13 protein-coding genes are annotated in these 12,704 nt (G+C 62.0%); 10 read left to right on the forward strand and 3 right to left on the reverse strand.

Annotated elements, in window-relative coordinates:
* Positions 1–80: 80 nt before the first annotated feature.
* Entirely contained in the window at positions 81–626 is a 546-nt protein-coding gene (locus tag AC1DXW_RS10175) for a cytochrome b (protein WP_477755125.1), read from the reverse strand.
* On the reverse strand, positions 623–1,708 hold the full coding sequence (locus AC1DXW_RS10180; protein ID WP_477755126.1) for a catalase family peroxidase: 1,086 nt from the start codon (positions 1,706–1,708) through the stop codon (positions 623–625). Before AC1DXW_RS10180 ends, AC1DXW_RS10175 begins: the two co-directional genes overlap by 4 nt.
* Before the next feature lie 158 nt (positions 1,709–1,866).
* On the opposite strand from AC1DXW_RS10180, the gene AC1DXW_RS10185 reads away from it, so the two are divergent.
* Positions 1,867–2,373, forward strand: coding sequence for an RNA polymerase sigma factor (locus AC1DXW_RS10185; RefSeq protein WP_151214457.1), 507 nt, complete (start codon positions 1,867–1,869; stop codon positions 2,371–2,373).
* The gene (locus tag AC1DXW_RS10190; protein WP_477755128.1) at positions 2,370–3,122 is read left to right on the forward strand and encodes an anti-sigma factor family protein; all 753 of its coding nucleotides are present in this window, start codon (positions 2,370–2,372) and stop codon (positions 3,120–3,122) included. The genes AC1DXW_RS10185 and AC1DXW_RS10190 overlap by 4 nt, the downstream gene beginning before the upstream one ends.
* 123 nt (positions 3,123–3,245) lie before the next feature.
* Here AC1DXW_RS10190 and AC1DXW_RS10195 read toward each other — a convergent pair whose 3' ends face one another.
* A complete protein-coding gene (locus tag AC1DXW_RS10195) occupies positions 3,246–4,082 on the reverse strand; it encodes an IclR family transcriptional regulator (protein WP_477755129.1) in 837 nt (278 codons plus the stop codon).
* Positions 4,083–4,326: 244 nt separating this feature from the next.
* Between AC1DXW_RS10195 and AC1DXW_RS10200 the strand changes: the two genes are divergently transcribed.
* The 8 genes from AC1DXW_RS10200 to AC1DXW_RS10235 all read left to right on the forward strand — a co-directional run bounded on the left by AC1DXW_RS10200 (position 4,327) and on the right by AC1DXW_RS10235 (position 12,617).
* Positions 4,327–5,352 carry an ABC transporter ATP-binding protein gene (locus AC1DXW_RS10200; RefSeq protein WP_477755130.1) on the forward strand — a complete coding sequence of 342 codons (1,026 nt, stop codon included), beginning with the start codon at positions 4,327–4,329 and terminating at the stop codon, positions 5,350–5,352.
* Entirely contained in the window at positions 5,349–6,218 is an 870-nt protein-coding gene (locus AC1DXW_RS10205; RefSeq protein ID WP_477755131.1) for an ABC transporter permease, read from the forward strand. Before AC1DXW_RS10200 ends, AC1DXW_RS10205 begins: the two co-directional genes overlap by 4 nt.
* Positions 6,219–6,224: 6 nt before the next feature.
* Positions 6,225–7,019 (forward strand): ABC transporter permease, encoded by a 795-nt coding sequence (locus AC1DXW_RS10210; protein WP_477755132.1) that lies wholly within the window; start codon positions 6,225–6,227, stop codon positions 7,017–7,019.
* A gap of 7 nt (positions 7,020–7,026) precedes the next feature.
* Positions 7,027–7,317 (forward strand): (2Fe-2S)-binding protein, encoded by a 291-nt coding sequence (locus AC1DXW_RS10215; protein WP_477755133.1) that lies wholly within the window; start codon positions 7,027–7,029, stop codon positions 7,315–7,317.
* 268 nt (positions 7,318–7,585) lie between these two features.
* Positions 7,586–8,941 carry an FAD/NAD(P)-dependent oxidoreductase gene (locus AC1DXW_RS10220; RefSeq protein ID WP_477755681.1) on the forward strand — a complete coding sequence of 452 codons (1,356 nt, stop codon included), beginning with the start codon at positions 7,586–7,588 and terminating at the stop codon, positions 8,939–8,941.
* A complete protein-coding gene (locus tag AC1DXW_RS10225) occupies positions 8,938–10,053 on the forward strand; it encodes an NAD(P)/FAD-dependent oxidoreductase (protein ID WP_477755680.1) in 1,116 nt (371 codons plus the stop codon). Before AC1DXW_RS10220 ends, AC1DXW_RS10225 begins: the two co-directional genes overlap by 4 nt.
* An 18-nt stretch (positions 10,054–10,071) precedes the next feature.
* The gene (locus tag AC1DXW_RS10230; protein WP_477755679.1) at positions 10,072–11,133 is read left to right on the forward strand and encodes an ABC transporter substrate-binding protein; all 1,062 of its coding nucleotides are present in this window, start codon (positions 10,072–10,074) and stop codon (positions 11,131–11,133) included.
* A 170-nt stretch (positions 11,134–11,303) separates the two neighbouring features.
* Positions 11,304–12,617, forward strand: a complete 1,314-nt coding sequence (locus AC1DXW_RS10235; protein ID WP_477759987.1) for a leucine-rich repeat-containing protein kinase family protein — start codon at positions 11,304–11,306, stop codon at positions 12,615–12,617.
* The last annotated feature ends 87 nt before the right edge of the window (positions 12,618–12,704 follow it).

Genomic DNA, 12,704 nt, shown 5'->3' on the forward strand with positions numbered 1-12,704 from the left:
GCAGCCTGCGGCAGCTCCTACATTGGAATGCGTTTCCCTGTAGGAGCTGCCGCAGGCTGCGATCTTTTTTCGCCCGGCTATTATCCGCGATCCTTACCCCGCAACATACTGTCCAGCACCTCATCGCGACGCACCCAACCGTGAAACAACGCCGCCGCCAAATGCAGCAACACAGTCAGAAACAACAGATACGCCAGATACCCGTGCGCCTTGCGCAAAAACGCAAACACCTGCGCGTTCGCCGGCACAATTGACGGTAGTTGCAGCGAACTGCTGAGCATGACCGGCTCGCCCGACGCCGAAATCATCGCCCAGCCCAGCAGCGGCAGAACCAGCATCAAGGCGTACAGCAACACATGCGACGCCTTGGCCGCCCGCACCTGCCAACCCGGCAAGTCCGCCGGCAATGGTGGCTGTGTGGTGGAGAAACGCACCACCAGGCGCACGATCACCAACAGCAAAATCGCGATGCCCAAGGGTTTGTGCAGATGAATCAGCCATTCATGACGCTCGGACACCGAGGCGACCATGCCGGCGCCGATAAACAGCATCGCGATGATCATCAGCGCCATCAGCCAGTGCAGCAGGCGCGCCAGCGGGGCGAAGTGGTTCGGTTGGTTGCTCATTGCTGGGCCTCCTGTTTGGCGGCGGGCAACTGGCTTACTTCGCTGGTGCGACGCAGGTAGGAATTGGCGTAACCGGCTGAACGGGCGGCGAGCAACGGGTCGTCGGAACCTTCGATCCCGGCAGGCAACACCAGCGGATCGTAGTTGATGTCACGGCATTCACCGTTGAGTTGCGGTTGAGTCTTTTCAAGCACCAGGGTGCCAGCATTCAACACCTTGCGCCCTTCGGGCCAGGCCTTGCTGGCGTCGTTGACCGGATCGCCGGGGTTGGCCAGGGTGATGTTCAACTGCCAGCGCAACGGGCCGGCGGCGATTCGCTGAACCAGGTCTTTCTCCAGGAAATCATTGCCCTCCGGTGCAGTGCCCCCCGGTGTGTCCTGGGCCAGTGGCACCATGTTCCAGCGCACGGCCTGGCGTTGGCCGGCCGCGTTGACCAGGTAGAACGCATTCACGCTGTTGTAGTTTTCGGTCACGTAACTGGCCGACGGCTTGGCGGTCTTGATCCAGGCCAGGAACGGTGCGGCTTCCGGGTGCGAAGCAAAAAACGCCGGTACCGCCTTGGGGTCCGGTTTGCCGGTGGTCGGGTCTGGCGACTGGGCTTTTTGCAGTTGATAGAACGCCTCGGGCGTGCCCACCGGAAACACCGGCATGCTGTTCATCCCGGTGCGCCACTGCTGGCCGTTGGCCTGGGTGAAGCGCAAGGCCATGCTGCGGATCGGCACAGCACTGTCCGGCGCGTAAGGGTTACCGGCCGGCAAGGCGAAACGCCCCACCACCGGCGTCCGCGCTTCGTTGAACACTTGAGCGGTGGAATAGCTGCGCGCATCAAAGCTGCTCTCGAAATGCCCGATCACGCACACGCCTTTGGAATGGTTGCGACGGAAACCCTGATGCACGCCGTTATTGGTTTCCAGCACGTTGATCAGTTTCTTCGGGGTCAGGCGCTGTGGGTCGAAGGTACCGTTGACGTAGGCAAACGCCCCAGCCACGGCCGCAACGACCACGGCAATGCCGGCCAGACGCAACGTCAGGCTCGCCGCACTCAAGGGTGGCCGGGTTGGCGGTGATGATCGATCTACCATGAAAGACTCCAGGGCCATCGGCCACAAGTGAGAAGAATCAAGCAGACGAACCGCATGCAGGTTTATTCCCACGCGCGATGTTTATTTTTTCTGACGTGGAATAACCTCCAGTACCGGACGTCTTCCTAGTCCCAAGCGTAGCGACCAGTCAGAACTTCATGAACGATATCGACGAACAACTGAGGGAAATCATTCCAAGATTGCGACGGTTCGCCGTGTCGTTGACGCGCAACACCAGCAGCGCTGACGACCTGGTGCAGGCGAGCCTGGAGCGGGCATTGTCGAGTTGGAGCGGCAAACGCGCCGAGGGCGACTTGCGCGCCTGGCTGTTCTCGATTGTCTACCGGCAGTTTCTCGATGCGCACCGTCGCTCCCGGCGCTATGCGCGCATGCTCGAATTCTTCACCGGGCGTGACGATGCCCAGCCCTCGGTGGAGCGCACCGTTATCGCTCAATCGACCCTCAGCGCTTTCGATCAATTGCCCACCGAGCAACGCGCGCTGCTGCTCTGGGTGTCGGTGGAAGGCCTGAGCTACAAAGAGGTCGCCGGGATTCTCGACGTACCCACCGGCACCGTGATGTCCCGCCTGTCCCGGGCTCGCCAGGCCCTGCGCCAACTCAGTGATGGCGAAATCAACCGCCCTTCCCTGCGGAGACTCAAATGATCAGCATGCCCCCCAGCGAGCGTGACCTGCACGCCTATGTCGATCACCAACTGAGCGACGCCGACCGACGCCTGGTAGAGACTTTTCTGGCGAGCAATCCGCAAATGTCCGCACAAGTGCGCGCCTGGCAACTGGACGCCCAGCAACTGCGCGCGACCCTCGGTGGCGCCTTGCAGCAACCGGTCAATCCGAACCTCGATCCAGCCGTGATTCGCCAACACCTGAAACGCCAGTCCCGTCGGCACCTGGCCAGCGCGGCGGTGCTGTTGATCGCAGTCAGTGTCGGCGGTTTCAGCGGTTGGCAAGCACGGGAAATGACCCTGGCCAGCGCCCCGGCACCGATGGCCGACGCTATACAGGCCTATCGCCTGATTGCCCAGCAAGGCATCCTCCCGGCCGATTACAACGTCGGCGAGGACGGTGATATGCAAGGCTGGCTCGACCGTTATTTCACTCAGGCCAATCGCCTGCCCGACCTTTCCGATGCCGGTTTCAAACCGGTCAGTGGGCGCCTGCTGAGCACCGAGCAAGGCCCGGCGGCGATGGTGGTCTACGAGAACCAGGGCGGGCAGAAAGTCAGTTTCTACGTGCGCCCGCCTGGGCCGAAAAACTTTCTGCTGCCCAGGGGCAGTCGCAGTGATGGCGAGTTGCAGGCCGAGTACTGGTCGGGAAGTGGCTACAACTATGCGATGGTCAGCCCGGCGGATACGCCGGCGGCGCGGATGCTGAAACAGACCATACAGTTCTGATCCCCTCCCCTGTGGGAGCGAGCTCGCTCGCGATGACGGCCTGACAGTCACTGAGTGTTGCCTGACAGACCGCTATCGCGAGCAAGCTCGCTCCCACAGGGGATTTGTGCGGACATGTAAATCTTACCCTTGCCCAAACACCTGCGAAGGCCGGCGCAGTAGCGGGTCGAACGGATTGATCCGCGGCCCGATCAGCGCCGCTTCGCGCTTGAGCATGTCCACCACCGTCGGCAGGCGATCCGGGCCCAATCGGTCACTCACGGTCGCCACACTCAACGCCGCCACCGCGCGACCTTCACGATCGAGAATCGGCACGGCCACCCCGGCCATGCCCTGCAGCACGCCGGTATTGCGCCCGGCGTAACCCAGGGCGCGCACGTTGTCGACTTCCGAGCGCAGGAACACCTCGTCATACAGGTGGAAGTCTTTCAGGCGCGGCAAGTTGTAATGGATGACGGTGTCGCGCTCTTCCTCCGGCAGGAACGCCAGAATCGCCAGGCTGCCCTGACCCACGCCCAACGCCACACGCCCGCCGATATCCCCGGTAAAGGTACGGATCGGGAACGGCCCTTCGCTGCGGTCCAGACAGATCGCATCAAAGCCGCAGCGCGCCAGCAAAAACAACGAATCACCCAGCGAAGCCGAGAGTCGCAGCAGCGCCGGCCGTGCCAGTTCGCGCAAGTTTCCGGTGTTGCCCGCACGCGCCGCCAGCGCGAAAAAATCCAGGCTCAGGCGATAGCGTTTACTGCGCCCATCCTGCTCGACCATGCCCTCGTCCATCAGGCTGCGCAGCAACCGATGCGTCGTCGGTTGCGATAAGCCGATGCGCTGCGCCAGTTGCGTCACCCGCTCGCCGCCCTCGACGCTATCACCCAGTGTTCGCAGTACCGCAAACAGTCTTGAGACCGCGCCGACACCGACTTCACTTTTGCTTTCATTCCGCTCAATGGAATCTTGCATCTTGTTTTCCGATTATTAATTTACTGATCGAATAAAACTTAAAATAGTCATCGCCTCAGTGAAATAGGCCATTGAGCCCATCCTAGTCTTCGTCCTACTCTGCGTCCAGACAGGGGCGATTCGAACAACAGCGGCAGCCGACTCAAGTCGAGCGCCACGCACCCCGGCAACATCTTTTCGTATCTGCCCATACAAAAAAGCGCGCCTTTGGGTGACGCATAACAATCTCAGGTGGAGCGCAGTCATGGCTTTTGTGCAACTTGAAAAACTCTGCAAACGCTACGGCGAAATCGACGCCGTCGTCGCCACCGACCTCTCGGTCGAGAAAGGTGAATTCGTGTCTTTGCTCGGCCCCTCGGGATGCGGCAAGACCACCACTCTGCAAATGATTGCCGGCTTCGTCGAAGTCACCAGCGGGCGCATCGTGCTCGATGGCCGCGACATCACCCACGCCAAACCCGCCAGCCGCGGTTTGGGGGTGGTATTCCAGAGCTACGCGCTGTTCCCGCACATGACCGTCAAGGACAACGTCGCTTTCGGCCTGCGCATGCGCAAGGTGGCGAACGCTGATATCCAGCAGCGAGTCGACCGGGTTCTGAAACTGGTGCGCCTGAATCAGCACGCCGAGCGTTACCCGCGGGAGCTTTCCGGTGGCCAGCGCCAGCGCGTCGCCCTGGCCCGCGCCCTGGTGATTCAGCCGCCGGTACTTTTGCTGGATGAACCACTGTCCAACCTTGACGCCAATCTGCGCGAAGAGATGCAATTCGAGATCCGCCGCATCCAGCGCGAAGTTGCAATCACCACGCTGATGGTCACCCACGACCAGTCGGAGGCGCTGTCCATCAGCGACCGTGTCGTGGTGATGCAGGCCGGGCGCATCACCCAGATCGACGCGCCCTACACCCTCTACGAACACCCGCGCACCGAGTTCATTTCCGGATTCGTCGGCAAGGCCAATCTGCTGCCCGGCGAGCGCAATGGTGCCGGTGTGGTTCAGGTGTGCGGTGTTGGCAAAGGCGATCTGACCCTGAGCCTGCGGCCGGAAAAAATCGATCTGCGCGATGCCGGCCACGGTCGTTTACAAGGCAAGATCGTCAGTCGGTTTTTCCTCGGCAGCCAATGGCTGTACGGCGTCGGGACGAGCCTGGGCGAACTCTGCGTGGTGCGCCGCAATGATGGCTCTGCGCCGTTGAACGAAGGCACTGCAGTCGGTCTGGACTGGGACGCGGCGCTGCTGCGAGTGCTGAGTGTCGACGAGGTGCCAGCATGAGTACGCTCACCGCCATCCACCAGGGACGCCAGGGGTATTGGCTGTCTGCACCGGCCCTGGCCTTGTACCTCTGCTTGTTGATCATCCCGCTGGGATTGACCCTGGTGCTGTCGTTCAACGTCTTCGACTACAGCTCGGGGATCAACGGCGACGCCTACACTGTCGAGCACTACAGCAACCTGCTGGGCGATCCGTATTTCTACGAGATCTTTCTGCGCACCTTGTGGATCAGCGCCCTGACCACTTTGCTCTGCGTACTGATCGGCGTGCCCGAGGCCTACATCCTCAGTCGCATGGGCACACCCTGGCGCTCGATTTTCCTGATTCTGATCCTCACTCCGCTGTTGATTTCGGTGGTGGTGCGCGCCTTCGGCTGGAGCCTGTTGCTCGGCGCCGACGGCCTGGTCAACCAGACCCTGCAAGCCCTCGGCGGCTCGCCGATGAAGCTGCTCTACACGCCGTTCGCGGTGGTGATTGCGCTGGTCCACGTGATGCTGCCGTTCATGATCATTCCGGTCTGGACCTCGCTGCAGAAACTCGATCCCGCCGCCGAACAAGCCGCGCAGTCGCTGGGCGCCAGTCACTTCACGGTGATTCGCCAAGTCGTGCTGCCACAGGTCATGCCTGGTGTGTTGTCCGGCACATTGATCGTGTTTGGCCTGGCCGCCAGCTCATTCGCGATCCCCGGCCTGCTCGGCGGTCGTCGGCTGAAGATGGTTGCCACGCTGATCTACGACCAGTACCTATCGGAGCTCAATTGGCCCATGGGCGCGACTATTGCCGTGGCTCTGCTGCTCATCAACCTGCTGATCATGCTGTCGTGGAATCGCATGATCGAAGGCCGCTACAAGAAGTCATTGGGATAATTCGTCATGTCCAGGAACGGTCCTTTCGCCCTGCTGTTTCATACCCTGGTGGTGGTGTTCATGATGGCGCCGCTGGTGGTGGTTTGCCTTGTGGCCTTCACTCCGGAAAACACCCTGAGCCTGCCGACCACGGAGTTCTCTCTACGCTGGTTTCGCGCGGTGTTCGAGCGTGCCGATTTTGTCGATGCGTTCTACAACAGCCTGATCCTGGCGTTCGGTGCAGCCACCCTGGCGACGCTGATTGCGGTGCCCGCCGCGCTGGCGATCACCAGGTTCGAGTTTCCCGGTCGAGACTTTCTCAACGGCCTGTTTCTGTCGCCGATCATCATTCCGCACCTGGTACTTGGTGTGGCGTTGCTGCACCTGTTTGCGTTGCTGGGTGTCAATGGCAGCTTCGTCTGGCTGATTTTCGCCCACGTGCTGGTGATTACACCGTATGTGCTGCGTCTGGTGCTGGCCTCGGCGATTGGCCTGGATCGCAGCGCCGAACACGCCGCGCAATCCTTGGGCGCCGGACGCTTCACGCTGTTCCGCCAGATCACCCTGCCGATGATTCTGCCGGGGGTGGCCGGTGGCTGGCTACTGGCGTTCATCAACAGTTTCGACGAAGTCACGCTGTCGATTTTCGTCACCTCGCCGGCCACACAAACCCTGCCGGTGCGCATGTACGTGTACGCCACTGAGTCCATCGATCCGATGATGGCGGCGGTGTCGGCACTGGTGATTGCGCTGACCGCACTGACGATGATTCTGCTTGATCGGGTCTACGGCCTGGATCGGGTTCTGGTGGGTAAACAATGAGGGCGCCATGGCTCTGCTGAAACGACTGGCCGAAGCTGACCGCCCGGCCCTGGACTTTACCCTCGACGGCCATCGCGCCAGCGGTTTGCTCGGCGATACCGTGCTGACCGCCGTGCTGACTTGCAGCGAACACCTGCGCAGCAGCGACTTCAGTGCCGAACCCCGCGCCGGCTTCTGCCTGATGGGGGCCTGCCAGGATTGCTGGGTGCGACTGGGCGATGGTCGCCGGGTGCGCGCCTGCTCGACGCTGCTCGAAGCCGGGCAGCAGGTCTGCCGCGAACCGGGGCGATCGTTATGAATAAACATTCCATCTGCAGAAACCGAATCCCTTGTGGGAGCGAGCTTGCTCGCGATTGCAGGCTGTCAGTCAGCACAACTATTGAATGGGCCGCCGCCATCGCGAGCAAGCTCGCTCCCACAGGGGGGCAACGTCGGGCACAAAAAACAGGMTCACTGCCAATCCRATGTGGGAGCGAGCTTGCTCGCGATTGCAGGCTGTCAGTCAGCACAATTATTGAATGGGCCGCCGTCATCGCGAGCAGGCTCACTCCCACAGGGGTGAGAGTATGAAGTCTGTGGTCATCGTCGGCGCCGGTCCGGCGGGCATTCGTGCGGCACAAACGCTGGTTGCCCATGGCGTGCGTCCGGCGCTGCTGGACGAAGCCGCACGCGGCGGCGGGCAGATTTATCGGCGTCAACCGGCCAACTTCAAACGTTCGCCGGTCAAGCTGTATGGCTTCGAAGCACGCAAAGCCAATGCGCTGCATCAGACGATTGACACACTGCGCGAACAAATCGATTACCGCGCCGAAACCCTGGTGTGGAATGCCGAAGACGGTGCCCTCGACACTTTGCAGAACGGCCGCGCAGCACGCTTGGAGTTCTCCCGGGTGATCGTCGCCACCGGCGCCACCGACCGGATTCTGCCCGTACCGGGCTGGACATTGCCGGGGGTCTACAGTCTCGGTGCGGCGCAAATCGCCTTGAAGTTCCAGGGCTGCGCCATCGGCGAACGCGTGGTGTTCGCCGGCAGCGGCCCGCTGCTGTACCTGGTCGCCTATCAATACGCCAAGGCTGGCGCCAACGTGGTCGCGGTGCTCGACAGCTCACCCTTCAGCGCACAGGCCCGAGCCCTGCCCGGCCTGCTGGCGCAACCGTCCACGTTGGCCAAAGGCATTTATTACCGCGGCTGGCTGACCGCGCACGGCATCCCTGTGCATCAAGGCGCGACCCTGGCAGCCATCGACGGCGAGCAACGCGTGCAATCGCTGCGCTGGTCCAACGCCAGGGGCAACCACTCACTCGACTGCGACGCCGTGGCCTTCGCTCACGGCCTGCGCAGTGAAACCCAACTGGCCGATCTGCTCGGCTGTGAATTCGCCTGGAACCCGCTCAATCGCGCCTGGTTACCGCAACGTGACCGTGCGGGCCGCAGCAGTGTCGCCGAGGTTTATCTGGCGGGCGACGGTGCCGGCATCATGGGTGCGGACGCGGCGGAAATGGCCGGTGAGCGCGCCGCATTGGCACTGCTCGACGACATGGGTCATCTGATTTCGGCGCAGCGCCCTGCCCAGTTGGAACACCGCCTGGAACGCATTAGCGAATTTCGTCAGGGCCTCGAACGCGCCTTTACATTTCCCGACAACTGGGCCGCTGGTCTTACCGATGACGTGATGGTCTGTCGCTGTGAAGAAGTACGCGCCGGGGATATTCGCGACGTGGTGCGCGAAGGTCATTGGGAAATCAACCGGGTAAAGGCTCATTGTCGTGTCGGCATGGGGCGTTGCCAAGGTCGGATGTGCGGTGCCGCAGCAGCAGAAATCATTGCCTGCCAGAGCCAGCGCGCCGTGTCCGATATCGGCCGGTTGCGTGCCCAGGCACCGATCAAACCGCTGCCGTTTGGCCTGGAGATCGAGCTTTGAACGAAGTCGATGCAGTCATCATTGGCGGTGGCATTGTCGGTGCGAGCGCCGCCCTGTTTCTCAGTCGGGCCGGTCGGCGCGTGGCGCTGCTGGAACGGGATTTTTGCGGCTCACATTCCAGCGGCGTGAACTACGGCGGCGTGCGGCGTCAGGGTCGTCCCCTGGCGCAATTGCCGCTGTCGCAAAAGGCCCACGAAATCTGGGCGCAGTTGCCACAACTGATTGGCATCGACGGCGAATACCAGCGCAGCGGTCACCTTAAACTGGCCCGCAGTCTCAACGATCTGCAAGCCCTGCGGGACTACGCCGATAGCAGTCGGGGGTTCGGTCTCGATCTGCAAGTGCTCGACCGAACCCAATTGCGCGCACGTTTTCCGTGGGTTGGAGACGTGGCGGCAGGCGCGTCCTATTGCCCTGACGATGGTCACGCCAACCCGCGCCTGGTGTCTCCGGCGTTCGCTCGGGCGGCGCGGCAACAGAGCGCGCAGGTTTACGAACAATGCGCGGTGAACGCTGTAGAACATGACGGACAACGATTTCGTGTACATACGCAAACTGGCCTGGAATGGCGTGCACCCTGGCTGTTGAACTGCGCCGGAGCCTGGGCCGGCAGCCTGGCCACGCAGTTCGGCGAACCGGTGCCGATGCATTCAGGTCACCCGGCGATGCTGGTCACCGAACCGTTGCCGCTGGTGATGGATGCCAGCACCGGCGTCGAGGGCGGTGGCATTTATGCCCGTCAGGTTACCCGGGGAAATTGCGTACTGGGCGGCGGCCAGGGCTATGCCCTCGACGAGACCCGCGCCCGCCCCGGTCAAGGCGCAGTGCTGGAAATACTCCGCCAGGCCGTCGAGCTCTACCCGTTTCTTGAAGGTGCCCAGGCGATTCGTACCTGGAGCGGCACCGAAGGTTATCTGCCCGATCGCCAACCGGTGATCGGCCACAGTGGTACCCAACCCGGTCTGTTGCACGCGTTCGGCTTTGCCGGCGCCGGTTTCCAGATCGGTCCCGCGGTGGGCCAGGCGCTCACCGAAATCATCTGTAGCGGCGCATCAAAGACGTCGCTGGATGCGTTTTCCATCACCCGGTTTCACTCCATCTCCGTAGCTTGATAGAGGAAGGTCGCGCCAATGAATAACGTCAAACGCAGTGCACTGCTCGGTTTCTCTTGGCTAAGTTTTTCTTGCGTGGGCGCCCTGCTCACGGTCACTCAGGCCCAGGCCGAGCCAACACTTTATCTTGGCATGAACGGCGGGACCATGGAGCGGCTCTATGCCGACAAGGTGCTGCCGGCTTTCGAGAAGGCCAACAACGTCAAAGTAGTGATCGTACCGGGCACCTCATCCGATATCCTGGCCAAGGTTCAGGCCAGCAAGGGCAACCCGCAGATGCACGTGATGTTCCTCGACGACGGCATCATGTACCGCGCGATCTCCATGGGACTGTGCGACAAACTCGAAGACAGCCCGACGCTGGAACAGATTCCGGCCAAGGGACGGATCAAGGACCAGGCCGTGGCGGTCAGCCTCGGGGTCACCGGGCTGGCATACAACACCCGCTTGTTCAAAGAAAAAGGCTGGAGCGCGCCGACCTCCTGGATGGACATGGCCGACCCGCGCTTCAAGGACAAACTGGTGTTCCAGTCGATGGCCTCTTCGACGTTCGGATTGCACGGTTTCCTGATGTTCAACCGGATACAGGGCGGCACCGAAACCAATGTCGACCCTGGTTTCAAGGCCTGGCCGAACACCGTCGGGCGTAACGTACTGGAATACATTCCGAGCTCGGCGAAGATCTCCGAAATGCTTCAGACCGACGAAGCGGCGCTGTTCCCGTTGACGCCGACCCAGGTGACGGCTCTGAAGCTCAAGGGCATGCCAGTGGAATACGCACAGCCGAAGGAAGGCGCCGTGGTGCTCAACGTCGCCGAATGCGCAATCGCCAATAACACGCAACCGGAGCTGGCGCAAAAACTTGCCGCCTTCTTGCTGACCCCGCAAGCCCAGGCCGTCGCACTCGAGGATGGCGACCAGATTCCGTCCAACCCCAACACCCCAACCACCGAGCGAACCCATGGTCAGGTCGAAGCCATGAAACATTACCTCGATACGGCGATTGCCCTGGATTGGGATCAGGTCAACGAACAACGTCCGGCATGGAATGCGCGGTGGAGCCGCAGTATCGAGCGCTAGGTCACTGGCAACGCACAGCTGTGTGGGCATCGGCATGACCTTGTGAGTGCGGGCTTGCTCCGGGCGGCGTTCCGACGAAGGCGGCCTGACAGTCGCCACATCTTTCCCGCTATCATGTCGCGCATTTCCGGGGCCACGCGCCTATTCCTTGATCAATAGCGAATCTGTTCATGCATACCCTTGCTCAATTGCGTAACGGCGAGTTGTCGGGCATCACGCGGCTGGATCTGGTCGACGGCCTGACCGAATTCCCCCGGGAGATCTTCGATCTGGCGGACTCGCTGGAAGTGCTCAACCTCAGCGGCAATGCCTTGAGCGCCCTGCCCGAGGACTTGCATCGCCTGACCCGTTTGCGCGTGCTGTTCTGTTCCGATAACCGCTTCACCGAGTTGCCGGCCTGCCTGGGCCAATGCACCGCACTGACGATGATCGGCTTCAAGGCCAACCGCATCGACCACGTGCCCGCAGCGGCGCTCCCACCGCTGCTGCGCTGGCTGATCCTGACCGACAACTGCATCGAAACCTTGCCGACCGAACTGGGAGAGCGCCCGTTCCTGCAAAAGCTCATGCTCGCCGGCAACCGTTTGCACGCGCTGCCGGAGTCTTTGCGCCAGTGCCATCGGCTGGAACTGATCCGCATCGCCGCCAACCGGTTGACCGGGTTGCCGCAATGGCTGCTGGAACTGCCGAGCCTGACCTGGCTGGCGTACGCCGGTAACCCGCTGGAAACCGAAGCCGATGCCGCGGCCCTCGACGCCACACCGCGCATTGACTGGTCGGCGTTACGTCTGGAGAAGAAACTCGGCGAAGGTGCGTCCGGGGTGATTCATCAGGCCGCCTGGCAACCCGCCGGGCAGCCGCCCATGGCCGTTGCGGTGAAGCTCTACAGGGGCGAAATGACCAGCGACGGTTCGCCATTGCACGAAATGAACGCCTGCATCACCGCTGGCCTGCACCCGAATCTGATCCGCGTCGAAGGGCGGATTGTCGATCACCCGCAGCAAACCGCCGGGCTGGTGATGCAACTGATCGCACCGAGCTTTCGCAACCTCGCCGCGCTGCCGAGCCTGGCGTCATGCAGCCGCGACATTTACCCCGACGATTTGCGTTTCAGTGCCGCGGTGGCGCTGCGCATTGCCTCGGGCATTGCCTCGGTGGCCGAGCACCTGCACGGTCATGGCATCACCCATGGTGATCTCTATGGGCACAATATTCTGTGGAATGAACAGGGTGATTGCTTGCTGGGGGACTTTGGTGCGGCGTCGTTCCACGCGATTTCCGACAGCCTTGAAAGCCGTGCCTTGCAGCGGATCGAGGTGCGGGCGTTCGGGGTGTTGTTGGGGGAGTTGCTGGAGCGGGTTGATTCGGGGTTGAGCGATGAAGAGCGTGGGGTGCTGGAAGATCTGGAGCGGCGTTGCTGTCAGCCGCACGTGCTGGAGCGGCCGGGGTTTGGCGAAGTCGTGGAGCAACTGAAAAATCTGTGACCGCTGCGCGGTCAATCGTCGGATCGCCGCCCGGAGCCGGCTCGCTCCCACAAGGGTAGCGCTAAACCTGTGGGAGCGAGCTTGCTC

This window comes from Pseudomonas sp. P4_C4, from assembly GCF_056402055.1.

What these genes read in the sequence shown, in the direction of transcription:
- AC1DXW_RS10185 (WP_151214457.1), top strand. Translation starts at nt 1,867, where the DNA reads ATGAACGATATCGACGAACAACTGAGGGAAATCATTCCAAGATTGCGA.
- AC1DXW_RS10200 (WP_477755130.1), top strand. Translation starts at nt 4,327, where the DNA reads ATGGCTTTTGTGCAACTTGAAAAACTCTGCAAACGCTACGGCGAAATC.
- AC1DXW_RS10180 (WP_477755126.1), bottom strand. Translation starts at nt 1,708, where the DNA reads ATGGTAGATCGATCATCACCGCCAACCCGGCCACCCTTGAGTGCGGCG.
- AC1DXW_RS10230 (WP_477755679.1), top strand. Translation starts at nt 10,072, where the DNA reads ATGAATAACGTCAAACGCAGTGCACTGCTCGGTTTCTCTTGGCTAAGT.
- AC1DXW_RS10215 (WP_477755133.1), top strand. Translation starts at nt 7,027, where the DNA reads ATGGCTCTGCTGAAACGACTGGCCGAAGCTGACCGCCCGGCCCTGGAC.
- AC1DXW_RS10175 (WP_477755125.1), bottom strand. Translation starts at nt 626, where the DNA reads ATGAGCAACCAACCGAACCACTTCGCCCCGCTGGCGCGCCTGCTGCAC.
- AC1DXW_RS10195 (WP_477755129.1), bottom strand. Translation starts at nt 4,082, where the DNA reads ATGCAAGATTCCATTGAGCGGAATGAAAGCAAAAGTGAAGTCGGTGTC.
- AC1DXW_RS10190 (WP_477755128.1), top strand. Translation starts at nt 2,370, where the DNA reads ATGATCAGCATGCCCCCCAGCGAGCGTGACCTGCACGCCTATGTCGAT.
- AC1DXW_RS10235 (WP_477759987.1), top strand. Translation starts at nt 11,304, where the DNA reads ATGCATACCCTTGCTCAATTGCGTAACGGCGAGTTGTCGGGCATCACG.
- AC1DXW_RS10210 (WP_477755132.1), top strand. Translation starts at nt 6,225, where the DNA reads ATGTCCAGGAACGGTCCTTTCGCCCTGCTGTTTCATACCCTGGTGGTG.
- AC1DXW_RS10205 (WP_477755131.1), top strand. Translation starts at nt 5,349, where the DNA reads ATGAGTACGCTCACCGCCATCCACCAGGGACGCCAGGGGTATTGGCTG.
- AC1DXW_RS10220 (WP_477755681.1), top strand. Translation starts at nt 7,586, where the DNA reads ATGAAGTCTGTGGTCATCGTCGGCGCCGGTCCGGCGGGCATTCGTGCG.